This is a genomic window from Thermonema lapsum (genome assembly GCF_011761635.1).
Taxonomy (GTDB): domain Bacteria; phylum Bacteroidota; class Bacteroidia; order Cytophagales; family Thermonemataceae; genus Thermonema; species Thermonema lapsum.
The window spans coordinates 17,478-40,987 of record NZ_JAASRN010000002.1; the positions used below are offsets into that span (position 1 = coordinate 17,478).

At 49.0% G+C, this 23,510-nt stretch carries 21 protein-coding genes and 1 tRNA gene; 6 read left to right on the forward strand and 16 right to left on the reverse strand.

Going from position 1 to position 23,510, the window contains the following annotated elements; all coding sequences use genetic code 11:
* Nucleotide 1: 1 nt before the first annotated feature.
* Together FHS56_RS05465 and FHS56_RS05470 are read right to left on the reverse strand one after the other, a co-directional pair.
* On the reverse strand, nt 2–685 hold the full coding sequence (locus FHS56_RS05465; RefSeq protein ID WP_166918896.1) for a metal-dependent hydrolase: 684 nt from the start codon (nt 683–685) through the stop codon (nt 2–4).
* Nucleotides 682–1,806, reverse strand: a complete 1,125-nt coding sequence (locus tag FHS56_RS05470; protein ID WP_166918897.1) for a GNAT family N-acetyltransferase — start codon at nt 1,804–1,806, stop codon at nt 682–684. Before FHS56_RS05470 ends, FHS56_RS05465 begins: the two co-directional genes overlap by 4 nt.
* Nucleotides 1,807–1,923: 117 nt before the next feature.
* On the opposite strand from FHS56_RS05470, the gene FHS56_RS05475 reads away from it, so the two are divergent.
* A tRNA-Ala gene (locus FHS56_RS05475) sits at nt 1,924–2,000 on the forward strand.
* 303 nt (nt 2,001–2,303) lie between these two features.
* On the opposite strand, the gene FHS56_RS05480 is transcribed toward FHS56_RS05475, so the two are convergent.
* The 13 genes from FHS56_RS05480 to FHS56_RS05540 form a co-directional block, all read right to left on the reverse strand.
* On the reverse strand, nt 2,304–3,995 hold the full coding sequence (locus FHS56_RS05480; RefSeq protein WP_166918898.1) for an ATP-dependent DNA helicase: 1,692 nt from the start codon (nt 3,993–3,995) through the stop codon (nt 2,304–2,306).
* Between the two features lie 6 nt (nt 3,996–4,001).
* Nucleotides 4,002–4,802 carry an amidohydrolase gene (locus FHS56_RS05485; protein ID WP_166918899.1) on the reverse strand — a complete coding sequence of 267 codons (801 nt, stop codon included), beginning with the start codon at nt 4,800–4,802 and terminating at the stop codon, nt 4,002–4,004.
* Between the two features lie 161 nt (nt 4,803–4,963).
* Nucleotides 4,964–6,106, reverse strand: coding sequence for a 5-(carboxyamino)imidazole ribonucleotide synthase (locus tag FHS56_RS05490; RefSeq protein WP_166918900.1), 1,143 nt, complete (start codon nt 6,104–6,106; stop codon nt 4,964–4,966).
* 334 nt (nt 6,107–6,440) lie between these two features.
* Nucleotides 6,441–6,929 carry a hypothetical protein gene (locus tag FHS56_RS05495; RefSeq protein WP_166918901.1) on the reverse strand — a complete coding sequence of 163 codons (489 nt, stop codon included), beginning with the start codon at nt 6,927–6,929 and terminating at the stop codon, nt 6,441–6,443.
* The gene (gene yajC / locus FHS56_RS05500) at nt 6,926–7,285 is read right to left on the reverse strand and encodes a preprotein translocase subunit YajC (RefSeq protein ID WP_166918902.1); all 360 of its coding nucleotides are present in this window, start codon (nt 7,283–7,285) and stop codon (nt 6,926–6,928) included. The genes FHS56_RS05495 and yajC overlap by 4 nt, the downstream gene beginning before the upstream one ends.
* Nucleotides 7,286–7,309: 24 nt before the next feature.
* Complete coding sequence (locus FHS56_RS05505; RefSeq protein ID WP_166918903.1) at nt 7,310–7,807, reverse strand: DUF1573 domain-containing protein; 498 nt, start codon at nt 7,805–7,807, stop codon at nt 7,310–7,312.
* A 22-nt stretch (nt 7,808–7,829) separates the two neighbouring features.
* A complete protein-coding gene (locus tag FHS56_RS05510; protein ID WP_166918904.1) occupies nt 7,830–8,843 on the reverse strand; it encodes an isocitrate/isopropylmalate dehydrogenase family protein in 1,014 nt (337 codons plus the stop codon).
* Between the two features lie 46 nt (nt 8,844–8,889).
* On the reverse strand, nt 8,890–9,204 hold the full coding sequence (locus tag FHS56_RS05515) for a YtxH domain-containing protein (protein WP_166918905.1): 315 nt from the start codon (nt 9,202–9,204) through the stop codon (nt 8,890–8,892).
* A 25-nt stretch (nt 9,205–9,229) separates the two neighbouring features.
* A complete protein-coding gene (gene nusB / locus FHS56_RS05520) occupies nt 9,230–10,450 on the reverse strand; it encodes a transcription antitermination factor NusB (RefSeq protein ID WP_166918906.1) in 1,221 nt (406 codons plus the stop codon).
* Nucleotides 10,451–10,660: 210 nt separating this feature from the next.
* Nucleotides 10,661–11,884 (reverse strand): THUMP-like domain-containing protein, encoded by a 1,224-nt coding sequence (locus FHS56_RS05525; RefSeq protein ID WP_166918907.1) that lies wholly within the window; start codon nt 11,882–11,884, stop codon nt 10,661–10,663.
* The gene (locus tag FHS56_RS05530) at nt 11,881–13,146 is read right to left on the reverse strand and encodes a M16 family metallopeptidase (protein WP_243844164.1); all 1,266 of its coding nucleotides are present in this window, start codon (nt 13,144–13,146) and stop codon (nt 11,881–11,883) included. Before FHS56_RS05530 ends, FHS56_RS05525 begins: the two co-directional genes overlap by 4 nt.
* A 108-nt stretch (nt 13,147–13,254) precedes the next feature.
* The gene (locus tag FHS56_RS05535) at nt 13,255–13,719 is read right to left on the reverse strand and encodes a CAP domain-containing protein (protein ID WP_166918908.1); all 465 of its coding nucleotides are present in this window, start codon (nt 13,717–13,719) and stop codon (nt 13,255–13,257) included.
* Nucleotides 13,720–13,814: 95 nt separating this feature from the next.
* Nucleotides 13,815–14,297, reverse strand: coding sequence for a CAP domain-containing protein (locus FHS56_RS05540; RefSeq protein ID WP_166918909.1), 483 nt, complete (start codon nt 14,295–14,297; stop codon nt 13,815–13,817).
* Nucleotides 14,298–14,500: 203 nt separating this feature from the next.
* On the opposite strand from FHS56_RS05540, the gene FHS56_RS05545 reads away from it, so the two are divergent.
* From FHS56_RS05545 to FHS56_RS05565, 5 genes are all read left to right on the forward strand, one after another.
* Complete coding sequence (locus FHS56_RS05545) at nt 14,501–17,542, forward strand: eIF2A-related protein (RefSeq protein WP_166918910.1); 3,042 nt, start codon at nt 14,501–14,503, stop codon at nt 17,540–17,542.
* 67 nt (nt 17,543–17,609) lie between these two features.
* Nucleotides 17,610–18,344 (forward strand): RluA family pseudouridine synthase, encoded by a 735-nt coding sequence (locus FHS56_RS05550; protein WP_166920134.1) that lies wholly within the window; start codon nt 17,610–17,612, stop codon nt 18,342–18,344.
* Complete coding sequence (locus tag FHS56_RS05555; RefSeq protein ID WP_166918911.1) at nt 18,334–18,699, forward strand: DUF6787 family protein; 366 nt, start codon at nt 18,334–18,336, stop codon at nt 18,697–18,699. The genes FHS56_RS05550 and FHS56_RS05555 overlap by 11 nt, the downstream gene beginning before the upstream one ends.
* Complete coding sequence (locus tag FHS56_RS05560; RefSeq protein WP_166918912.1) at nt 18,696–19,457, forward strand: glycosyltransferase family 2 protein; 762 nt, start codon at nt 18,696–18,698, stop codon at nt 19,455–19,457. The genes FHS56_RS05555 and FHS56_RS05560 overlap by 4 nt, the downstream gene beginning before the upstream one ends.
* A 209-nt stretch (nt 19,458–19,666) precedes the next feature.
* Nucleotides 19,667–22,807, forward strand: a complete 3,141-nt coding sequence (locus tag FHS56_RS05565) for a UvrD-helicase domain-containing protein (protein ID WP_166918913.1) — start codon at nt 19,667–19,669, stop codon at nt 22,805–22,807.
* Here FHS56_RS05565 and FHS56_RS05570 read toward each other — a convergent pair.
* Nucleotides 22,804–23,403: a DNA-3-methyladenine glycosylase gene (locus FHS56_RS05570; protein WP_166918914.1), complete on the reverse strand. Its 600-nt coding sequence runs from the start codon at nt 23,401–23,403 to the stop codon at nt 22,804–22,806. The genes FHS56_RS05565 and FHS56_RS05570 overlap by 4 nt on opposite strands.
* Between the last annotated feature and the right edge of the window lie 107 nt (nt 23,404–23,510).

Sequence of the window (23,510 nt, forward strand, 5' to 3'; positions counted from 1 at the left end):
TTTAAAACGACACTTTTTCTTTAATACTCAGCAGGTAGAGCTGTTGCCCTTCGGCTTCAAAAGCGGCTCTTGCTTGCTGCTTGTCAATACGAATGGGCTCGAAGGTATCGTAATGCATGCCTATGGAGTATTTGGCTTTCAGCCAGCGAGCAGCAATGGCAGCGTCGGCAGCATCCATGGTGTAGTGCCCACCTATGGGCAGGAAAGCTACATCTATATCATAACGTTCTCCGAAATACTGCATATCGAAAAACAGCCCAGTATCACCGGCAAAGTAAAGGGTGCCTTCCGGCGTTTGCAGTATGAAGCCTGCTGCTACACCACCATAGGAGCCATCGGGCATGCTGCTACTGTGGGCTGCAGGCACTAAGGTAAGTTTACCGAAGTCGAACTGTGCACTGCCTCCTATATTCATGGAAGTTACCCGCTTCACACCTTTTTGAGCAAACCAGCGGCTCACTTCAAAAACACCTACCAGCTCTGCCTCGCAATACTGATACACGCTCATCACCTCTGCCACGTGGTCTTGATGCCCATGCGATACCAACATGTAATCGCAACGCAAATCTTGCATGCTCACTTTGTCGGCAGCCAGCGGGTTGCCCCACACAAAAGGGTCAAAAAGGATTTTGCAGTTGTTTACTTCTACCAAAACACAAGAGTGCCCTAAATATTGTATAGTCATGGCTTTTTAAAAAAGTTTAATGACAATTCTTTCTGCAATTGTTTGGCTTGCAGAGCCACCTGCTCTGCTTCTTCACCAAGATAATAGAATTCCTGATAATAGAGAATGTCAAGCAAAGTATTAGGACTTTCTTCCACGTGTATGTACATGGCTTTTTCTAGGAAACTATTGAGCTGAAAATAACGCACAGCAGCAATATGATAGAGTTTTTTCAAGGGGTCGTAGGCAACTACCCAAAAATTTTCATCTTTATCAACCCCCAGATAGAAGAAAGCAAAATCGCGCACAAAGTTAAGCGACTGAAACAAAACAGATTCACCGCTCAACGGTATTTGCAGGTAGCCTAAATAAGCCAATGGGTAAGAGAAAGCGTCGTAGAATACGGCATGACGCTCCAACTGCTCACGCAACAGGTGGTGCTTTGAACGAATTGCTGCTGCCAGTGTGTGCTCTCGCATCGAAGGGTCAAAGGGCACCCAATGGCGATTCCAGTCGTAAACTTCGGCTTGCCCTAAACGCAGCTTGTAATCAAACAACGGATGGGCATCCAAAATATAGCCCGGATAATAGTATTGTATTTGATGTTGCCGTGCCCACTCTATTTCCAACAGCATAGTATATATTCCCAAGCTGTAGCGGCTATATGCCGGGTCGAAGAACCCTAAGATGCTTGCTATGGCACGCATGCCTACATCGAAGTAACTGACCGCCACAACGCGCCGTCCATCATAGACGGTTACCTCCATGGTGTTGAAAGGACTGTACTCATGGAAACTACCTGCCATAAAAGCATCTAAAGTAGGCACCACCATGCCCTTGAAGCGCTTGATGTGCTCTTTATACATGCAGCGACGGCGCTTAGTAATACGCGCTGGGCGCACTTCGTGCCGAAAAAGGCGATGATTACGCCGCATCAGCTTGCGTAGCCGTTTGGGGTATTCATAGTCGCGCAGGTTGTAACGTATGTTGATGGTTTCGAGCAGCTCGCCTTCTACACACAGCACATTAGAGCGTAGCATCATGCGGCTACTACGGAACCATCCCTCCTCCAAGTAGTTGTCCAACCACAGACTATCGGCAAACTCGGGAACTTCTATGTCGAAAAATATATTTTGAATCATATTTCATTTTCAATGAATTGCACACTGTTTTAATTACAAACGACAAGACAAAGTTAAAAATTTCATACCCATTGCTTGCACAGAAAATAAGCTTGTACTAAATTTGCATCAGCAAATGGGGAATTAGCTCAGCTGGCTAGAGCGCTACGCTGGCAGCGTAGAGGTCACCGGTTCGAGTCCGGTATTCTCCACCAAGGGCACCTAAAAAGGTGCCTTTTATTTTTTATTATCCTTGTAATGCCTGCCCTGCTTGAGCCCCCTTTCAGTCTTGGGAGCAAGGCTGTTCCAGCTGCATAATGCTTTTTTCTTTCGCGGGCTGCTCTATTTCTTTCGGTAGGGCTTGTCGAGCGCTGTGCTTGCCGTGATGGCTTTGCGCAGGCAGGTACAAAAAGCATTTTCACTGGCATTTGAATGAAGCTTCGATGCGCACACTGTCCCATGCAGTTGCTTGAAACGCCCCCTGTGCCAAAGTGCCCTTATGTTTTCCCTTATGTCTTTTAGCTACCCCATCGCTGTAGCATCGCTTGCAGGAATGCCCAACGCGCTTGCCAGCCGACGGGCGCTTGTGGGTTTGTCTTGAGTTCTATTGCCAAGCAAAGCATCTGCCACTGCAATAGCTTGGGCAACACCTCGCCAGCCTCTTCGCTGCTGCGGAGCTGCTGTTCAAGTGTTGCCTTCATTTCCAGCAGGCTGTCGAGTGGTGGCAAAGAGGTGCGCCATGCCTCAGCATCTTGTTGCATGCGCAAAGCAGTGGCTTGCCGTAGATTTTCTTCTTCTTTTTCTTCACAGACTTGAAACTCTTCACCTAAGGTTTGCGCTAAAAGCTGCTCTACTTCATGCCCATGCCATTGCGCCTGACGTATGAAGTCTGTAATGCGCTTATCGACACGTATGCAAGTCGGGGGTATGTCGCTTTTGAGACGCAAGCCCTCAAGCGAACGACAACGGCTCAGCGCCACATATACCTGCCCATGAGCAAAAGCACGGTGCAGCTCGGCATACACCTTTTCAAAGGTCATGCCTTGACTTTTGTGCACGGTGATAGCCCACGCCAAGCGCAGAGGATATTGCACGAAACGTCCTACTACTTCGGTCTCCACACTTACGGGCATGCCCTTAGTTCGTTGTGTTTTGTAACGTATATTTTCCCACTCTTCACGCTCTACAACGATTTCTTTGCTTTTTTCCGGCACTTCCACTAGTATTTCATCTTCATCGATGGCACGCACAATACCCACTTCACCATTGTAGTAATCTTTGCTCCAGTTGTTTTTGGTAAACATCACTTGCGCCCCTTCTTTAAGCGATAATTCCTTTTCAACCGGATACATAGAAGGCGGAAAATCCCCTTCTACAATAGCTTCAAAGGTATGCTGCTTGCCTTTCAGGCTGTGCAGGTTGTTGCGATTGATAGCGTCGGCTTGGCGGTTGTGGGTGCAAAGCATCACATAGCCGCTGTTCGGCTCTGGGTGGAAGTGCGGGTCTATACGCGAACGCAGCAGGGCTTTATCATCGGGCGTGAGTGCATTTTCACGCAGGCGGTTCAGCAAATCCAAAAAGCGCTGGTCTTCCTGCCTATAGACCTTCTGCAGTTCTATGCAAATGGGGCGGTAGTTTTCACGAAAAACACGCGCTTGGAAAAAGTAGAAATTGGGCTCATAATAAGACTCTAACAGTTTGCTTTCTTCTTCACGCACCACTGGTGGTAACTGATAGAGGTCGCCAATCCACAAAACAGGCAACCCTCCGAAAGGCATCAGGGGCATTGCGCGCGCGGCACGCAAAATGCGGTCCATCACATCGACCAAGTCGCAACGCAGCATAGACACTTCGTCGATAACGAGCAGTTCGAGGCTTCGCAACAACTGCACAAATTCTTCTTGCATGCGAAAGGTCTCTTCTACTTTGGAAAAAGAAAGGCGTGGGTCGTCGGGCAAAAAAAGCTCTTTGTAGTCTATTCTGAAAAACGAATGGATGGTTTGTCCACCTGCCCGCACGGCAGCAATGCCCGTAGGTGCCAGCACCACCATTTTTTTGGACAAGTGCTCACGCAGGTAATGCAAAAAAGTGGTTTTGCCAGTGCCTGCTTTGCCGGTCAAAAACAAGGACTGCGTGGTGTGTTTTAGTAGGTCGAAAGCCAAACGAAACTCCTTGTTCTTGTCAATAGCTGGTAATGGTACCGATGCCATAAGCTCTTAGGGTTTGCTTTGCGCCACACTGTCCACAATCAGATAGTCGTCGGAATCAAGGTGTACGGGAAACTTTTGCCGGAAGTCATCGAGTGCAGCCTTTGTGAGGGTTACACGAAGGATGCTTTCTTCTTCGCCGGCTTGTGCCAGCACTTGCCCCTTGAAATCATACACTGCCGAATGTCCGGGATAAAAAACTCCGTTGGGGTCTATGCCGCTGCGATTCACCCCTGCCACATAAGCGGCATTCTCTATGGCTCTTGCTGCCAGCAAGGTATTCCAAGCGCCAATGCGCGGTTGGGGCCAGTTGGCAACATATATGGCAAGGTCATACATAGCATTCCGATTGTAAGACCACACCGGGAAACGTAAATCATAGCAGATGAAAGGTGCAATGCGCCAGCCTTTCAGGTTGAATATAGGCAGGAAGCTGCCCGGCGTATATACCTCGTGCTCGCCTGCCATACGAAACAAGTGACGTTTGTCGTAATGCAGTACTTCCCCATCGGGCGTAGCCCACAACAAGCGGTTATAGTACCGTTTTTGTTCTTTGACGATGATGCTTCCGGCAATGACGGCACCAGTATGGGCAGCCATCAAGCGCATCCAGCGGCAGGTATGGAAATTCATAGGCTCGGCATAGGTAGGCGCTTCCATGGTGAATCCTGTGGTAAACATCTCGGGAAGCAACACCACATCGGCGCCTTCGACTTGCCGCAGTTGCTCTTCTATATGCGCCCGGTTGGCATCGGGGCTGTGCCAGTGCAAGTTCAACTGCAGCAAAGTTAGGTGCAGGGTATCAGACATAGTTTTTTTGCTTTCGGAAAAAAGAAAGGTAAGCAATTCCGGAAAAAGAAGAAAGCCAAGAAGCAAATAAATGCCCCTTTGCAGGGTGTTTATTCTGTGTATTTTTCTTTTTCGACGCAAGGTCGCACGAGCGACCGCCCCGGCGTTTAACGCCATTTACTCTAAGCTGGCGCCGAATCAGCCGGGCGGCTTTCTACCTTCAACACTTCTTTGATGTAGCGAATGCTGGCTTTCAAACTCTGCAGATTGTCATCTATGATGGTAACATGCCCCATCTTACGTCCGGGCTTGGTTTCAGCCTTACCATAGAGATGAACATACACCCCTTTGCGAGCAAGCGCACGTTTAAGCCCTCGATAATAGACAGCCCCCTGGTGCCCTGCTTCGCCCAGCAAGTTTACCATAGCCGCCGGACAACGGCTGTCGGGACACCCCAAGGGCATGCCCGTGATGGCACGCAAATGCTGCTCGTATTGCGACGTATAGTTGGCTTCAATGGTATGATGCCCGCTGTTGTGAGGGCGTGGTGCTACTTCATTGACCCAAAGACTACCGTCACGGTTCAAGAACATCTCTACAGCCAAGATGCCCACCATCTGGAATGCCTCTATAAGACGGCAGGCAATGGCTTGGGCTTCGGCAGCTTGGGCATTAGTGATTTGTGCTGGCGACAGCAAATAATCCACCAAGTTAAGTTGCGGGTCGAAGACCATCTCTACTGGCGGAAATGCCCGCACTTCACCCGCTTCATTGCGTGCCACAATCACCGATATTTCTTTTTCGATATCGGCAGCTTTTTCAAGCAAAGAGGGGGCTTCAAAAGCATGTACGAAGTCTTTGGCAGTACGCATGAGCAGGACGCCGCGCCCGTCATACCCTCCTTTGCCCACCTTCATAAATGCCGGCAGAAAGCCCTCGTGCTTGTAGAGCTCTTGGGGGTAGTCAATCAACACAAAGGGGGCAGTAGGTATTTGGTGCTCTTCAAAGAATTGCTTTTGGCGCCGCTTGTCCTGAATGGTTTCAATCACTTCGGGCTGTGGATACACTTTTACGCCTTCGGCTTGCAGGCGTTTAAGCGCCGCTACATTTACGTTTTCTATTTCGATGGTGAGCACCTCCACCTGCTTACCGAAAGCATAGACGGCAGCTTCGTCCTGCAGGTTGCCCGTTTTGAAATATGGCGTAGCTGCCGCACAGGGTGCCTGCGGGTCGGGGTCAAGTACATGCAGTTCCACCGGGTAGTTGAAGGCTGCCTGCAGCAGCATGCGTCCGAGTTGTCCGCCACCTAAGATACCTATTTTCATGATTGCAGTGCCTAAATTTCTTATGGTTAAAAAAAGAGAGTGCTACTCAAAGCTAAATGGTGTGTCGAAATCATGTCGATACCTACGGCTGTCATTATCTTACGAAATGTAAGTGTATTTTGTCATTTGAATCCAAGGCAAGTTGTTATGACAAACCGAGCTTAAGCGTGGTGAGAAATATAAACTTCATTGTGCCAAGCGTTAAGAAACAAAATAGGTCTCTTTTGCGCGGGGAATAAGAAGAAAGGCGCGAATGAATAAAGCTTCCTCTGCTTTTCAGTTTGCCCTTCTAAAAAAAGAAAGCGCCTTAGGGCGCTTTCTACATGCTAATATACTAAGCCTTCGTCTTGACAAAATAACGCTTAAGCCACGTTTCGGCTGCGGGCACACACCCCCACGCTGCCTTGACCGCTGCCTCGTGGCGATATACCGGGCTTTCGGCAGTGAGGCGCCCTGCGGCAATGGCTTCTTTGAGAGCAGACAGAGGCAATGACTCGATGCTGCCAGCGTTGCGAAAATAGACCTGCCCACGCTCGAGGAAAGCCAAGCCATGGCGCTGCGCCAATTGGCGTATAAAACCTACCTGTGCATCGATAGAACAACCCGAAGGAGGCTCATGATTGGGGTCAACGGCAACAAGCAAGAAATAATCATCCACCACGACGGCTGCCGCGCGCAGCGGCTTGCCATGGGCACGCCATCCCTGCAAGAATGCTTCCACCTCCTCGAGGATGGTTTGCTGCTCTTGCCCACTAAGGCGACGCCCCGCTGGATATACCCAAAGGTGGGCATCGTCAGGCATATGTTGCCATGAAGTCGTCATACGGTCGTTTTCTCTTCTTCTTGCGCTTGTTTCAATGCCTTGGTGCTTTCTACGGCAATAGCCGTCTTTTCAAAGACCACCTTAGTGCCTTTGCCATCGATATCGAGGGTTACGGTAGCATCGCCCACTTCTGCTATTTTACCATGGATGCCGCCTATGGTAACTACCTTCATGCCTTTCTTTAAGCTTGCCAAAAAGTTCTTTTGTTCTTTGGCACGCTTTTGCTGCGGGCGAATCATGAAAAAATAGAAAACGAGGAAAATAACCCCGAAGAAAATAAGATTAAACATCACACCACCACCTTGCGAGGGGGCAGCTTTTTGCTGAAGTAATACGAAAAGAATGCTTTGTAACATGGTTTTATTGCTTTTTTTTGAAAATTACTTTTTACGAGGTCCTTGAACATCGATGACTGTGTTTCCGGTACCCTCTACAAAAGTTTTGATGGTTACTTGCGATATTTCGGGCTTGGTGTTGGCAGTAATGGTTACTTGCTTGGTTTGCTGCCCTACTTTGCCCTTACTGTTGAACTGTACTACAATTTCGCCATTACCTCCGGGGGGTATGGGTTCTTTGGTCCAAGTGGGCACGGTACAGCCACAAGGCGCCGTAGCGTTTTGTATGACCAATGGCGCATTGCCTGTGTTTTTGAATTTAAATACGTGCTCCACCACATCACCTTCTTTGATAGTGCCGAAATCATATTCTGTTTCTTCGAAGGTGATGACAGGCAAGGCTTCTTGGCTGTCGCCTGTATCGTTTGCAGCCGATGTTTCCTGCTTCGTGTCTTGTTGCGCAGCTTCCTTTTCTCCGGAAGAAGCTTCGTTGCAAGCCCACAAGCCTGCAAGCAAGCACAACAATAAGCTTAGTTTTTTCATAGTACTGTTTTGATTTGTTGTTTTACTTCTCAATTAACTCCATTTGCTTTATAACGTTCCGAGCAAACTCCATAGTACTTGCTTTGCCGCCCAAGTCAGCAGTGCACAGTTCTTTCTTTGCCAGAGTGCGGTCAATGGCAGCGCTTAGAGTCTTTGCCAATGACTCTTCGCCTATGTGTTCAAGCATCATGACCGACGAACGCAGAATGGCAGTGGGGTTGGCAATACCCTTGCCCGCAATATCGGGGGCAGTGCCATGTACGGCTTCAAAAATAGCGATATCGTCGCCTATGTTGGCACCCGCTACGACACCCAAACCGCCAACCAATCCGGCGCACAGGTCAGAGAGTATGTCGCCAAAGAGGTTAGAAGTAACTATGACATCGAACTGCTCGGGGCGCAGCACCAGCTGCATCGCCATATTGTCTATGATTTTATCGTTCCACTCAATGCCCGGGTACTCTTTGCTGATGGTCTCGGCTGCTTGAAGCATCAAGGCGCCCGATTGCTTCAATATGTTTGCTTTATGCACTACGGTTACCAATTTGCGCCCGCGCTGCTTGGCATACTCGAAAGCAGCACGCACGATGCGCATACATCCTTTTTTGGTGATGCGGCTCACCGAATCAGCTATTTCAAGGCGCTCATCGTAATAGTTCAGACCTGCATACAGCCCTTCGGTGTTTTCTCGAAAGATGACCAAGTCCACATTGTCGAACTTGCTGTTCAAGCCGGGGGTGCTTTTGCAAGGGCGCACATTGGCGTACAGGTCAAACATCTGACGCAAGGTTACGTTGATGCTGCGAAAGCCTTTGCCTACGGGCGTGGTGATGGGTCCTTTCAGTGCCACTTTGTTGCGCTGAATAGATGCGAGCAAAGCTGAGGGTATCAATTCGCTAGTTTCTTTGAGGGCAGTTTCACCGGCAGGATACTCTTCCCACTTGACAGGTGCACCCATTTCATTAAAAACAAACTTCACCGCTTCAATGATTTCAGGACCGATGCCGTCGCCGGGTATTAAAGTGATGGTTTTCATAGGACAGGTTTTTAATACAGAAGGGACAGGGGAAAAAAGCTGAATACTACTTAGTTTTTTGAATCTGCTCTATGAGAGCTTCTACTTCGCCCAAGAGGCGTTCGGCTTTTTCTTTAGTTTCACTCACTAACTGTTCATTCTTTATTTTGGCTTGACTGACTACTCTTTCTCCACTCTTGAGACGATGAATCAGCTGCTCCAAGCTTTCCTTGGCTTTACGCAGCTTATAAGAAAGCATGCGACGTACTTCCTTGCCTTCGGCGGGGGCATAGAGCAAAGCAATGGTAGCGCCGGCTACGGCTCCAAGAACCAGCCCCAGCAAGAAATGGTCATTGGATTTGTGTTTTTGTTCAGAGTACATAGGATTATGCTGTGTTTTGGGTTCGTTACTGATTATCGATAAGTCCGCGCCCACTCTTGCGTATCTGTCCTTCGGCTTGCAAGGTGGCAGCGATGCTATCGAGCAGACCGTTTACGAATTTACGACTTTTCGGCGAACTATAGTGTTTTGCCAGCTCCACAAATTCATTGATGGTTACTTTTACGGGTATTTGCGGGCAATATTTCATTTCTACGATAGCCATTTGCAAGAGGGTTTTATCGACCAGCAGTAGGCGGTTCAGCTCCCAGCCTTTCAAATGGCGGTCAATGATACGTAGGTTCTCTTCTTCTTCCTCGATGGTTTTGTTGTAGAGGGTCAGGATAAAGTTCTCGTCTTCTTCCCAATTGAGCGACAAATCCAAAAGGCGGAATTCATCCGGACGGTCGGGGACTACCGATTTGAGGGTTTTCAATACCATGCTACGCAGTGCCGAGCGGTTTTCGACCCATTTCAGATCGCGCTCTTCAAAGAAAGTGTACATGAAAGGTTCTTCCTCTACGACTTGCCCTTCTTCTTCCCACACATGCGTGGCGCGCGGAAAAATGTGCTGCCGCACGATGTAGTCTAAAATATTGTAGTCGTCTTCAAATGAAGCTTGGGGCAGTTCGCGGTAAGCAATATAAGTGGGGTCATTGCGCAAATAGTCGCGATACAAGGTCTTGACCACCTCTTGGTCTTCTTGCCAAGAGATATAATGACGTTTCAGCGCTTCTTGAAGGTCTTGGTTATTCTGTAGGAAGCGTATGATTTGATTGTCTGCCAGCTTGTAGTGCGCCGCTACTTTCACTTGGGTGGGGTCGAGCGGCTTTCGGTCGCGTTCGGCAGCTACCAACTTTGCCAACTCAATCAAAAGTGCTAATACGGACAAATAGCGTTCATACAAGCCTTCCACTTCCTCGATAAGTAAACGGCGGAAATGGCGTTTGTCGCGTTCCAAATTTTGTTCGTAGAGGCGAATGGCTTGCTGCACCGCCACTTGCACTTCTTCCGATATCTCATTGCCCGCTTCAATGACCCTGGTCTTGTGCGCTTGTTCAAAAGCACGCAAGGCAATTTGTGTATTGCGTTTGAGGGTCTCGTAGTCGGGCGGTGTCATCGAGTTCAGGTCTGGTTGAAAGTAGTTGCGTATGTGCTCCTCTGCCACATAATAATCAGAAGAGCGGCTTTGAAAATAGGCATACAGTGCCTGCATGACCTTCACTCGCAGTAATCGTCTATTCAGCATAAAAGTCGGGGTTCGCTAAGTTTTGTATGGCAGTGCAAAGCTACACAAAAAAAGCGAAAGGAAGTCCGCTCTGGCAATATATATCGCTTATCCTTTGCTGGATTGGCTTTGTTTCTACCATCCTTTCCGGCTTGCACGGTTTGCTTCTCATGACAAAGGCATTCACTTGCCAGCACAAGACGCCTTGATGGTGAATGGCTTCCTTTTGTTTCACTTTAAGCGCTCGGTGAGCAATAAAGTCAGGCGGTCTTTATCCAAGCGCAACACCCATAAATAGAGGTTTCCTCCCTCTTTTATCTTCAATTTCTTTTTCACCTGCTCCACGCTCAAAGGCACATGGCGCAGCAAAATGTGGGCTTTGCCCTCGGGCAACACACGGGCAAGCGCTTTGCGCTCGAAGGGCACATTTGCCAAAAAACGAAAAGCGCGTCCGGGGAAGTTTTCTTTGTAATGTATCGAGGTAAAAAGGTGTATGTCTGGGTGCAATTGTTCGCAATCATACTTTGCGGCAAGGTAATCCCATGCCATCGTTTTCATAAGTGCGGGCGCGGGTTCGTACAGGAAAGTCTGCGGCGCAGAAGCAATCGCAGGCGGTTTTCTTTCGGCAGCTATTTCATGAATCTCATGATGTTTTTCATGCAAGGTTACGGCATAGCGGCGGGGTTTCGGTGGGGTAGTTGCTGCCAAGTCGAGCCAAGCAAGTACTTCTTTACATTCTTGTGGGGTGCCCACCACCCACACATCTTGCAAGTAAGGCGCAAGCTGTTGCTCCAGCAGGCTCAGGTCTAACATGGGCGACAGCTTTAACAGCAAAAAACGGCTTTTTTGCTTCAGGAGTGGCAAAAGACGCAGCACATCGGGGCTGCAGTCTTGCAGCGCCCACACCCTACGATGCGCCGCCCGCCGTGCCGGGTCCAGATAAATGAGCGTATAATTTTCTGTAGTTTGCTGCAAGAAATCTTCTGCCCCAGCACAAAAGGTATGCAGCTGCTGCCTACCCAGTTCACAAAAATTGTGGGTTGCCAATGCACAAAGCTCTGCCTGCTGTTCTACATAATGCCAGCGCTCAAAAATAGCAGACAAATAGAAAGAATCGACGCCCAGCCCTCCGGTCAGCTCTGCCCCCCATCCTCCTTTTAATCCATAGTGCTTTTCTACCAAAAAGCGCTTAAAAGCAGCTGTCTGCTCCGAAGAAGCCTGTTCGAGACTTAACAAAGGGGGCAACAGCAGGCGCGTCGATGCCGCCCAAGTGGGCAGCTTATCGGCTACACGCCGATGCCGTTCTATCTGCTGCGCTACCGCCTGCACAGGTAAACCGGGATAGTGCTCTGCACGATGACTCAGGACAAAAGGGTCGTCATGGATATGAGCTTTCCAAAAAGCCTGCGTATCGGGGTGCAACAGGCACTCGATGAGGGCTTGCGTCTCTTTCATGCTTGTTGTGGAATGTATCGTAATATACTCAGGCTTTCGAGACGGAATACCTCTTGGGCTACTGCTTGCAGTTGCTCGGCAGTGATAGCGTCTATCTCTTCAAAAAGCTTGGGCAATGGGTCTATATGTCCATAATCCAAGATGGTTTTGCCCATCATCAACATCAAGTTCAAGTTATTTTCTTCTGCCATTGCTAACTGTCCTTTCAATTGGTTTTTCGCCTGCTTGAGTTGGCGCATGCCCAAAGGCTGCTCACACAGACGCTGCATCTCCTGCACAATAAGCTTTTCAGCTTTAAGCAGGTGCTTGGCATCTATGGCAAAGAAGATGCCCCACAAGCCCGTATCGCTCATGGGGGTATAAGACGCCTCTACCCCATAGACATAGCCGTAACGCTCGCGCAGCAACATATTGAGGCGTGAGCTCATTGCCGGTCCTCCCAATATGTTGTTCAGCAAAAAGAAAGGCAGACGGTGCGGGTGGTGCATAGAATACGCAGGGCGTCCCATGGCGCAATGCGCCTGACTAATCGGTAGAGATTTGTCTTCCTGCCGGGGGCTGTACAATTGTTCGGTAAAAGGCAAGCGGCGTTGAGGCAAGCGGCGCGGGGATATGCCTGCCACCAAGCGCTCTACTTTTGACAACACCTTTTCGAAAGGCAAACCGCCTATAGAAGCTATCACGATGCGGTCGGTGCTAAGATGGGTATCTATGAATTCCTTGAAATCGCGGCGGCTGAAGCTGCGTACGCTCTCTTCTGTACCCAAGATATTGTAGCCCAAAGGGTGATTGCCAAAGACCAAGGTGTCGAAGTCGTCCTGAATGGCTTCTTCGGGTGAGTCCTTGTACATGGCAATTTCTTCAAGAATAACCCCCTTCTCCCGCTCGATTTGCTTTTCAGGAAAAACAGAATCAAAAGTAATGTCTGTGAGCAGGTCCACCGCCTGCACGTAGTAGTCATTCAAGACCGAAGCATAAAAGCATATTTTCTCTTTGGTCGTATAGGCATTCAATTCTCCCCCTACAGCTTCCAGACGGTTGAGGATATGATAAGCTCGACGGCGGCGGGTGCCCTTGAAAGCCATGTGCTCCCAAAAGTGCGCCAAGCCTTGTTGGTGAGGGGCTTCGTCGCGACTGCCTATATCCAGCACATAACCTATATGAGATACTTGGCTAAAAGGCAGGTGTTTGTGAATAAAACGGATGCCATTGGAAAAAGTATGCAATTGGTATTGCGCATCCATCCCCGCTTCCCTTGACATAACTTTTTGTAATTGCATGGTGCGTTCTATGGCTTTTTGTTTTTGTAAACAAAAAAAGCCATGCAAAGGTCGCAAGTTTTCGGCTAAGAAAAAACAGGCGGCTGGTGGTCAGTAGTAGGAAGCGAAAAGCTGCACAAAATAAGTATAACCGTGCAAGCGGTACACGGCTATGGCTGTATGCGTAAAATCCCCTTCGATATTTTCGCGATGCCCAGGGCTTGCAAGCCAAGAGGCTACCGCTTCATTGGCAAGATGCGGGATGCTGTTTTCAAGATAAGCCACATTTTCTGCCATCGATTTAATAGTTCGTCTGCGGGATACCATACGCACCCGGTGTTCAAAACCATCGTGCCCAAAGGCGGTCTTTCCTTCTGCCATATTGCGGGCATGGGCATGTGCTTGTTCATACAAAACAGCATCATTTTGAAGTGCCGGTTTGCCTAAGCTGGCGCGATGGGCATTCACTCGACGCAGCACCTCCTGCTCTATGGTATTCTCCGGAGATGAGTCGGCTTGCGATTGGGCGGAAAGTACAAGTAGGCAAGCCCATAATGAAAAAAGAATTGTTTTCATCACAGATGTTGAGGTTTAAGTAAGTGTTAAGCCTGCTTCCTTCCTCGCAAAGAATACGCCAAAAGGCATCTGCTGCTCCAAAAAAATGCCAATATTTATGGACTCACCTTAACAAAAATGTGTGTGAAGTAGTAACACCCGTCTTCGGACTTTGCTACTGCCAAGCCGCAGTGAGTATAGTCGCCCAACATGTTTCTATTATGCCCACTGCTGTTGCGCCATTGTTCAAAGGCGGTTTGTGCGGGGTCGCGGCTGTAGGTAGAAGCCACGTTTTCGGCAGCAGCTCCAGCCCCATCCAACTCGGCGCGGATGCGTTCCACGCGGGCGCTGAATCCGTCGTGTCCAAAAGGCACCTTGCCTTCTGCCATATTGGTACTGTGCTGATATGCCTCAGCATAAATCACCGCGTGCGTTTGCAAAGGGTCCTTGCCATTTTGAATGCGGTACTCATTGATAAGTTGCAAGGTCTTTTGCTCAATATCGAAGTAAGGACTTTGCGGGGCAGTACCTTCATTTTTGCAATCCAAAAAACAAAAGCAGACTACTAAGCCCCAAAACATCCACTGTTTTTTTCTCATATTCGCTTATCTTTTATGCAGCTCGTAATATGGGAACATACGAAGAAAAAACACAGAAAGATGCCTTGTGCATCTGCTGCCAGCATAAAATAGTTTTAGGCATCTTGTTTTCAACATCAAGGTTTGTGAACTTTTCTTCTGCTCTTTTCAAGAAAGTTTTCCAAGAAAAAGAAAGCTCCTCAGTAGGCTAAAAGATATGGCTTATGAAAAAAACATGGCTGCTTTTGCTTGTCCTATTCGGTGTATTGCCTTCCGGACAGGCTCAATATTTCGGTAAGAACAAAGTGCGCTATACGCCTTTTGATTTTCGTGTGTTGCTGTCGCCTCATTTTGAGCTATATCACTACTTGAAAGACAGCAGCCGGGCAGCAGAATTTCTCCAGTCTGCCGAACAGTGGTATGCCATTCACCAAGCGGTTTTTGCCGACACCTTTCACCAACCCAATCCTATCATTCTTTACAATCACCACGGCGACTTTCAACAGACAGGCGCTATCTCGGGATTGATAGACGTAGGCACTGGCGGGGTTACCGAAGGGCTGAAAAACCGGGTGGTCATGCCGCTGATGTTCACCCGGCAAGAAACAGAACACGTATTGGGGCATGAGTTAGTACATGCCTTTCAGTATCATATACTCAAAAACGAAGACAACCTGTCATTGCAGAGCATTCAAAACCTGCCCCTTTGGATGGTAGAAGGCTTAGCAGAATATCTGTCTATCGGGCGTATAGACCCGCATACCGCCCTCTGGATGCGCGACACTTATATGCATGATTACTTCCCTACTTTGGACGACCTCGACCGCAAACCCCACATTTACTTCCCCTACCGTTATGGGCAAAGCTTTTGGGCATTGCTCGCTGGCTTGTGGGGCGATGAAATCATACGTCCCTTTTTTGTGTACACGGCACGTTATGGTTTAGATGCTGCCCTGAAGGATTTGTTAAGCACCGACCGGCAAGCATTCAGTAAGTTGTGGAAAGAATATTACCATGAATATTACGCCTCTATCGGATTGAAACAGGGACAAAAACCTGTGGGAGATACGCTTTTGCGCGACAAACACCCGGGCAAAATGCAGTTGTCGCCCTCACTTAGCCCCGACGGGCGCTACTTGGCTTACCTCTCCGAGCGGGATTTATTTAGCATAGACTTGTTTCTGGTGGATATGCAAAGCGGGCGAGTGGTGCGGCGCCTCCTCTCTACTGACAAAGAAGGGCATATCGATGCACTCAGTTATTTGGAAACCGCAGGCAGCTGGTCGCCCGACGGGCAACAACTGGCTTTCGTCGCATATATCAAAGGCAAGCCCCAGCCTATAATCATAGATGTGCAAAGCGGAAAAATAAAAACACGTATTGCGCTACAAGAAGTGGAAGCCGCAAACCATCCGGCATGGTCGCCCGACGGGCGCTTTTTGGCTTTATCGGGTTTGCGGCAAGGGCAATCCGATTTGTATGTATATGACCTACAAAACAAAGAGCTACGCCAGCTGACTCATGACGCTGCTGCACAGATACAACCGGCGTGGTCACCCGACGGGCGGCTGCTCGTCTTTGCCACCGACGCTGTGGCACTACAAAAAGGCTATGCCAAAGCGAATTTGAACATAGGCATCTACGATGTGGAAAGCGGCAAAATCCACCAACTCGACTTCTTTGCGGGTGCCGACAACCTCAACCCTCTTTTTACTCCCGACGGGCGCAGCATCTTGTTTCTTTCTGACCGCGATGGCTTCCGCAATCTTTATCGCTACCACATCGCCAGCGGACGCATAGAGCAGCTCACCCACCTGCCTACGGGCATTACAGGGGTTACAGCTCTTTCTCCTGCCATTACCATAGATAGCCAAGGGCAGCTGGTTTATATTTACTACGAAAATAAAAGCTACCGGCTGTATCGTGCTCACCTGAGCGACTTCACTGCCCAAGAGGTGAGCCCTTCGGCAGTAGACCTGACCGCCGCTACGCTGGCACCTGTTTTCATCAACAAAAGCAAGATAGTCAACCGGCTCATTGCCCGCTTAGCGGTGGCTTTGCCTGCCGATAGCCTACATGCTCAACCGCTGCGGCGGCGGTTTCAGCTCGGCTATATAGGCAATACAGGCATAGGTATCGGCACAAGCCGCTGGGGCACTGGCATTGCAGGTGGTGTGGTGATGTTGTTCAGCGATATTTTGGGCGACCATCAGCTTTTCGCCTCGCTGGGCTTGAATGGCACCCTATTGGATGCCGGGGCATCTGTTTTTTACCTCAACCAAAGGCGCCGGCTCAACTGGGGCGTGCAAATATCGCATATTCCCTACCGCTTCGGCAATGTGGGCATCTTTGCCGACACGCTGGCAGTAGTGGTAAACGGGCAGAAGAGCCTACTGCCTGTCGATGTGGTGCAGTATGATTTAGGACGCCTGTTTGAAGAAAAAATAGGCGGTCTGCTGGCTTATCCCCTCTCGCGTAGCCTACGCTGGGAAGCAGGTATCAGCTATGCACGCTATCATTACAACCTCCAACGCTTCAAAACTTACTATTACTTCGGGCAAGCAATTGCACAATCGAAAGAGCAAGTAAAGACACCGCCGGGCTTTCAGCTATACAGCGGCTATTTGGCTTATGTGGGCGATAATAGCTTTTACGGATTGGCATCGCCGGCACGCGGCTGGCGTTATCGCTTCGAGTGGGGGTTCAATGCTGGTGAGTTTGAGTATCAAAGTGCCTTGCTCGACTACCGCCGTTATTGGTTTGTGCGCCCCTTCACTTTTGCCATACGGGCATACCATTTAGGGCGTTACGGGGGTAATAGCCAAAGCATCACCCCGCTTTATTTGGGCTTCCCGGGCTTGGTGCGCGGCTATGACAACATCGCTTATCAAAATTACCTGTCGGGCAGCAGCAACTACGCCGCTTCCATAGACAACCTGTATGGCAGCCGCCTAGCGGTATTCAATGCCGAATGGCGCATTCCTCTGCTGGGTCCTCGCTCCTACGCTTTGCTGGGCTCCAATTTCCTGCCGGCTGAGTTGAATCTCTTCTTTGACGGAGGCATGGCATGGAACGAAGGCAGCCGCTGGACAATAGATGAAAAGGAAGCAAGTCAAAAGAGAGCACGGGTACCCGTATGGAGTACGGGCATCAGCATACGCTTTGCCTTGTTCGGACAAATTGTGCTGGAGCCCTACTATGCCTTTGCCCTTCAACGCAACGACATCACGGGTACCTTCGGTTTTAATTTGCTTCCTGCATGGTAGATACCATTTGCTTTGCGTACCTTTGTAGGTCTTGAAAACGCTGAGGAAATTCATGAGTATGGAGTTAATGAACAAGTATCCTTTTTCGGTGGTGTATGAAGACAACCACCTGATTATTGTCAATAAACCCGCCGGCATGCTGGTGCAAGGCGACCACACCGGCGACACCCCTCTTTCTGAATATGTAAAGGCTTATATCAAAGAGAAATATGAGAAGCCGGGCAATGTGTTTTTAGGTACCATTCACCGCATAGACCGCCCAGTAAGCGGATTGGTGATGTTTGCCCGCACCTCCAAAACCTTAGAACGCATGAACGAGATGCTGCGCAAACATAAAATTCAAAAAAAATACTGGGCGGTAGTACGCCAGCGCCCACCTAAAAAATACGGACGGCTGGTCAACTGGCTGGTCAAAGACAGCGAAAAGAATCAAGTGACGGTTTATGACTATCCGCGCAACGACGCCCAAAAAGCCGAAACAAGCTACCGCATCGTAGGCAAGCTGAATCACTATTACTTGTTGGAAGTAGAACCCCACACCGGGCGTCCTCATCAAATACGAGCACAACTGGCACATATGGGTTGCCCCATCCGCGGCGATGTCAAATATGGCTATCCTAAACCCAACGAAGACCAATGCATCAACTTGCATGCGCGCCGCTTGTATTTCATCCATCCCGTACGCAAAACCCCTTTGGTGTGCGTAGCCGCTGTTCCTCCACAAGCTTTCTGGGAAGAATTTCTTACCTTAGATGACGAAAAAGTAAAGCCGGAACATTTGGATTTTCGCTATGAAGGATAACAACGGCAGGCAAGCATCGTGGCTCCAGCGCCTACAAAGGCGCTGGGGCTTGCAAAGCAGTGCCCAAGTGTGGGTAATACTGCTGGTGTTTGCCTGCACAGGCACCACAGCGGTATACATCAAAAAGCCACTTTTTTCCTTGCTGGGCATCGATGCCGACACACCTTGGTATTGGCGCACCTTCTGGTGGCTGCTCATTGTGTTGCCTGCCTATCAAGTGCTGCTGCTCTTCTATGGGTTTCTTTTCGGGCAGTTTCATTTTTTTTATAACTTCGAGAAACGTCTCTTTGCGCGCCTGCTGGGCTGCAAAAAAAAGCCCTCGACTAAGTCTGAAGAAAAAGAACCTTCCACATGAGCGAAGCCAAACCGCCCCTTGTCAGCATCATCACCGTGTGCTACAATGCCGCCGATGCGCTCACGCATACTTTGGAAAGTGTAGCCCAACAAACTTATCCGCACATTCAACACGTCATCGTAGATGGCGCCTCTACAGACCATACCCCCGAAGTAATAAAGCGCTTTCCCCATGTCTGTTTTTACAGTGAGCCAGACGAGGGCATTTACGATGCTATGAACAAAGGACTAAGCTATGCTTATGGGGATTATGTGCTGTTTCTGAACGCAGGCGACACGCTTCATGCCCCCGACACCTTGCAAAAGATATTTGAGCAGTTACCAGAAGGCGATGTTTACTACGGCGATGTCATGATGGTAGATGCATGGTATCGTCCCTTAGGGCTGCGCAGTGAAATCACCCCTCATAAGTTGCCTGCGAACCTTCACTGGAAGAGCCTGCGCTTTGGCATGCTTGTCTCGCATCAAGCTTTCATTGTGCGGCGCAGCATTGCCCCACATTACGACCTTAGCCATCCCTACAGTAGTGATATAGATTGGGTGATTCGCTGCCTCAAGCGGGCACGTAAAGTGGTGCATACCCAACAGATAATTGCCCACTTCCAAATCGGTGGCTTTTCCTACAAGAACCGCCTGCCCTCGCTCATCGACCGCTTTAAGGTATTTCGCAAACACTATGGTTTGCTGCCCACCATAGGCGCACACATTTATATTGCCTTGCGGGCTGCCCTGTTCAGACTGCGAAAAGGAAAGTATTAAATCCTCAGTAATAAGCCATGTAGCTACCTCAATATTTTCACACACGCCAGCGGATAACAACAGGTAGTGTGCCCGTTTCCTGAAAAAGTTTTCAATAATTGGAAAAGTCTTTCAGTTAATTTATCGCAAAAACTGAATATTTATCCTTCTGATTTTAGACCTTTGGATATTTCTATTAACATCCATTCGTTAAACTGGCAGCAAGTCTAATGAATAAGTATCCTCAAAACAACAAGCCACTCACCGTATTGAATGCCTCTGCCGGTTCCGGCAAAACCTACAATCTGGCGCTTTATTTTTTGAGTTACCTGCTCAAAGAGAGCGAAGGCGAAAAAAAGTCGCCGCTTTATTTCCGCCATATACTGGCAATCACCTTCACCAACAAGGCAACCCGCGAAATACGAGAACGTATTATCAAGTTTTTGCGTCTGCTGGCACACCCCCGCACCAGTAAAGAAAAAAAGGAAGCCCAAGAAATAAAAGAGCACCTGAAGAGGTTAATCTTCCAAATACAAGGAAACGATAACGACCCCGAACTGCCTGCCAAAATATACCACAAGCTGCTGCATCATCTGGATGAACTGCACATAAGCACCATCGATAGTTTCATTAACCGCTTGGGCAAAGCCGCCGCTTTCGACCTTATGTTGCCTACCGGCTATGAGGTTACTACTGCCGCGCACGAGTCGCTCGACCAAGTGATAGATTACCTTATGTTGCAAATACGCGACATAGAAGACGAAACACAGCCCGAAGCTCGCCAATGGATGAGCATAGTAGAAGAGCTCAAAGAGTTTATCAGGGAGCAGGCGCTTGCCGGCGACATGAGCTGGTCAAAGCTGCTACAGGGCGAAAAGCTCAAGGAAGCAGGCAAAGAGCTTTTCGACAGTCATACGCTCGACATGGTCGAAGAAAGCCGGCGCCAGCTTATGGAAGGGCTACCTGAACCCACTTTAAGCGCGCTGTTTCAAAGGCTGAAAGAGCAACGAAACGAAGCACAGCAAAAACTAAAAGAAACCATAAAAAAATACCACAAGCACTTTCAAGATAAGCAAAATGAAATTGAAGAGTTGATACAGAGCGAAGGCATCGACCCCGCAGAAGACCTTGCCGCACGAGCAAGCAAGAACAGCTGCAATGCAAGCAAAGGGTTCAAGACGCTAAAAGAGTTTTCGCACAGTCTAAATCTTCTCAATCAAAAGACAGACACCATCCCATGGCATGAAGTTGAAAAAGAGCTGGACGATTTAATGAAATTTCCTTCCTTAGCCGAGTATTTTGACCTCGACAAGGAATGGACAAAAGCCAAAAAAAGTACATTAAGCCAACAGACGAAGCAAAAAATAGCCCGACTTACAAAGGAAATAGAACAGCTTCATGCCACAACGCAAGCCCAACTGCTTTTTCAATTGAGTGTCATACACACCACGCAAAAGTTGTTCATCTACTTCCTCATGCACAGGCTACTTGAAACCACGCTTTCTAAAAACAGCAAACTTTATTTGGGCTGGCTTTCGCTGAAATTATCCCGCTACTTGACTACCAACCCCGAATGCCCTCCACAGATATATGAGCAGCTGGGTAGCTTCTATAAGCATTTTCTTATCGACGAGTTTCAAGATACCTCCGTCACACAGTGGCGCATTCTTTACCCTTTTCTGGCTGAAAGCACCTCGCAGGGGCTGGAAAGCCTGATTGTAGGCGACCCCAAGCAGTCTATCTATGAGTGGCGGGGCGGTGAGTCGCAACTCTTGGTAACGCTTGCCCAAGCCGGCGAAACCACAGCCGACGCTACTGCGCCTCAAAAGCTTGAAGAGCTGAGCCGACAGATGCTCCACTATCTGGGATTTGAAGAAAAACATTTGCCCGAAGTGCGGGCGTTCATGCAAAGAATTAAGACTGAAGTGCTGGGGAAAAACTTCCGGAGTGCCCGCCGCATCGTGGAGTTCAATAATGAAGTGTTTCACCAAACAATAGGAGAAAAAGACAAAACCCATAGCAAAACAGGTACGGGCAACCCTTTCATAGCAGCAGTGTATGGCACCAAAGGGCAAGCCCCTCACCAAAGCAACGAAGCGGGCTTGGTTGCTTTTTGCTGGCTATCTGGTTCTAAAAAATACTTAGAGACCGCACAGAAAGTGATACGCAAGCACATCAGGGAGTGGGCTGGCGGAGAAGATAATTACAAGGGCGTGGCTATACTATGCCGCAAAAACGACGAGGTCAATGCAATCGTGCAGGCACTCACCTCACACACCGAAGAGAATACACAAGAAACTGCCTCGCCTGTGCCGGCTTATGCTCCCGGCTCGCTGACCATTGACCATGCCCATGCAGTCAATTTCCTTGTGGCTTTCCTTAAAAGCCTGGCGCAACCCTCCAACCGCTTGGCAAAAGCAGAAGCTCGCTTCTTCTATTATCTTTACCGCAGAGCCCTCAATCAAGAAGATGGGCAGCAACAGCCAAGCGAACGCATAGAACACAAGACCCTGCAAGAGATGTTCAGCGAAGTACCCGAAGGCTTTGACTGGGACTATTATCGTAACATGTACCAAATCGACATCGCTTTTGAACAACTCAACGGCAAGAACATTTACGATATCGTATTAGAAGTAATCGACGGTTTCGGCTTGTTGGAGCTACCCAACGAACAAGCCTACGTATTCCGCTTTTTGGAAGAAGTGCACCAGTTCGTGCATACCGAAGGGCAGCAGTTGCATGCTTTCGTAAAATACTGGGACAAGCTCAGCGAAGTGCCAGCTTTGCAAGACAGGCGCAGCAATGCCGTGCAGGTAATGACCATCCATAAGTCCAAAGGGCTCGAGTTCCCGGTAAGCATACTGCTGCCCAACTGGCAGCTCATCGACGCCAAAAGAAAACATACCATACGACTCAAAACAAAAAACTCGCCGCTCCCCTACCTGCTTTTAACCCTGAGCACAAATAAGTTCAATACCCTTAAAAACTATGAAGCACAGCTGCAAACAGAGTGCCCAGAAAACGAATGGTTGAAAGCCGTCAACAAAGCGTATGACACCCTCATTCAAAGGGAACTTCTTGCACAACTCAACATACTGTATGTGGCATCTACCCGACCCCAACACAGAGCCTATTTTATGCTGCCCTTGCAAGGCAAGCAAGACAGCAACAATAAAATTGAACGAATACACGATTTTCTACCTGAACTAAGTGCAACCCATCAAGACAGCGGCGAAGTCCATACTACAGAGGGGATAATCTCGTACACCATCGCTTACGTTAAAGGCAATCCAGAAGAGCCCTTGCCCAAAGAAGAGGTAGGCAAAGCCACACAAGACATAAAAACCTTTGAATTCAAGCCGGAAGTTTAAAGAAAAGCATCGGGCAGCAGCCCTTTCCACACAAAACGCCAAGGCAGCAAAGCATCTTCGCCGGCATAGTCAATGCCTATGCGCGGCGTGGCTTCAAGCGCTCGAGACGGTGGCACAATGCCCCTGTCTTCGAGCCACAGCAAACGCCCGGCAGTCAAGTCGTGGGCGTTGTGATGAAGGTTTATGCCCAGGGCTTGGGTGAGGGTGCCCGGACCAGCAATCAGGCGGGGCGTCAGGCGCTGGTGTTTCCGGCGTCGCAACATATGTTCTACTCCTTCAAGAGGCAGCCCCGCACGAATCAGTACGGCATCGGCTTTTTCCTTTTGGTTGGTTACCACATTAAACAAACGATGGATGCCGTAGCATAAATACACATAGGCATGCCCTCCAGCACCAAACATCACTTCGGTGCGCGGGGTGCGTCGGTTACCAAAAGCATGACAGGCGCGGTCGGTAGCGCCACAATAAGCCTCTGCCTCTGTGATGACAACGGCAGTGCGACATCCTTCTATTTCTGACACAATCACTTTGCCTATGAGCTCACGAGCAATCTCCACCACATCGACGCGCTCGTAAAAATCTCTGTCCAAAATCATGGGCAAGCGCAATTTCCTTGCAAAAATAAAACAAAGCGCCTTCTCGATTCGGCAAAGTGGCATGTGCTGCTCTACACAACGAAAGTACGCAAAGCAAAAGAAGGCAG

What these genes read in the sequence shown, in the direction of transcription:
- FHS56_RS05555 (WP_166918911.1), top strand. Translation starts at nt 18,334, where the DNA reads ATGAAGGATAACAACGGCAGGCAAGCATCGTGGCTCCAGCGCCTACAA.
- yajC (WP_166918902.1), bottom strand. Translation starts at nt 7,285, where the DNA reads ATGTTACAAAGCATTCTTTTCGTATTACTTCAGCAAAAAGCTGCCCCC.
- FHS56_RS05525 (WP_166918907.1), bottom strand. Translation starts at nt 11,884, where the DNA reads ATGAAAGAGACGCAAGCCCTCATCGAGTGCCTGTTGCACCCCGATACG.
- FHS56_RS05515 (WP_166918905.1), bottom strand. Translation starts at nt 9,204, where the DNA reads ATGTACTCTGAACAAAAACACAAATCCAATGACCATTTCTTGCTGGGG.
- FHS56_RS05570 (WP_166918914.1), bottom strand. Translation starts at nt 23,403, where the DNA reads ATGATTTTGGACAGAGATTTTTACGAGCGCGTCGATGTGGTGGAGATT.
- FHS56_RS05535 (WP_166918908.1), bottom strand. Translation starts at nt 13,719, where the DNA reads ATGAAAACAATTCTTTTTTCATTATGGGCTTGCCTACTTGTACTTTCC.
- FHS56_RS05505 (WP_166918903.1), bottom strand. Translation starts at nt 7,807, where the DNA reads ATGAAAAAACTAAGCTTATTGTTGTGCTTGCTTGCAGGCTTGTGGGCT.
- FHS56_RS05470 (WP_166918897.1), bottom strand. Translation starts at nt 1,806, where the DNA reads ATGATTCAAAATATATTTTTCGACATAGAAGTTCCCGAGTTTGCCGAT.
- FHS56_RS05465 (WP_166918896.1), bottom strand. Translation starts at nt 685, where the DNA reads ATGACTATACAATATTTAGGGCACTCTTGTGTTTTGGTAGAAGTAAAC.
- FHS56_RS05540 (WP_166918909.1), bottom strand. Translation starts at nt 14,297, where the DNA reads ATGAGAAAAAAACAGTGGATGTTTTGGGGCTTAGTAGTCTGCTTTTGT.
- FHS56_RS05510 (WP_166918904.1), bottom strand. Translation starts at nt 8,843, where the DNA reads ATGAAAACCATCACTTTAATACCCGGCGACGGCATCGGTCCTGAAATC.
- FHS56_RS05530 (WP_243844164.1), bottom strand. Translation starts at nt 13,146, where the DNA reads ATGTCAAGGGAAGCGGGGATGGATGCGCAATACCAATTGCATACTTTT.
- FHS56_RS05495 (WP_166918901.1), bottom strand. Translation starts at nt 6,929, where the DNA reads ATGACGACTTCATGGCAACATATGCCTGACGATGCCCACCTTTGGGTA.
- nusB (WP_166918906.1), bottom strand. Translation starts at nt 10,450, where the DNA reads ATGCTGAATAGACGATTACTGCGAGTGAAGGTCATGCAGGCACTGTAT.
- FHS56_RS05565 (WP_166918913.1), top strand. Translation starts at nt 19,667, where the DNA reads ATGAATAAGTATCCTCAAAACAACAAGCCACTCACCGTATTGAATGCC.
- FHS56_RS05480 (WP_166918898.1), bottom strand. Translation starts at nt 3,995, where the DNA reads ATGGCATCGGTACCATTACCAGCTATTGACAAGAACAAGGAGTTTCGT.
- FHS56_RS05490 (WP_166918900.1), bottom strand. Translation starts at nt 6,106, where the DNA reads ATGAAAATAGGTATCTTAGGTGGCGGACAACTCGGACGCATGCTGCTG.
- FHS56_RS05560 (WP_166918912.1), top strand. Translation starts at nt 18,696, where the DNA reads ATGAGCGAAGCCAAACCGCCCCTTGTCAGCATCATCACCGTGTGCTAC.
- FHS56_RS05550 (WP_166920134.1), top strand. Translation starts at nt 17,610, where the DNA reads ATGAACAAGTATCCTTTTTCGGTGGTGTATGAAGACAACCACCTGATT.
- FHS56_RS05545 (WP_166918910.1), top strand. Translation starts at nt 14,501, where the DNA reads ATGAAAAAAACATGGCTGCTTTTGCTTGTCCTATTCGGTGTATTGCCT.
- FHS56_RS05485 (WP_166918899.1), bottom strand. Translation starts at nt 4,802, where the DNA reads ATGTCTGATACCCTGCACCTAACTTTGCTGCAGTTGAACTTGCACTGG.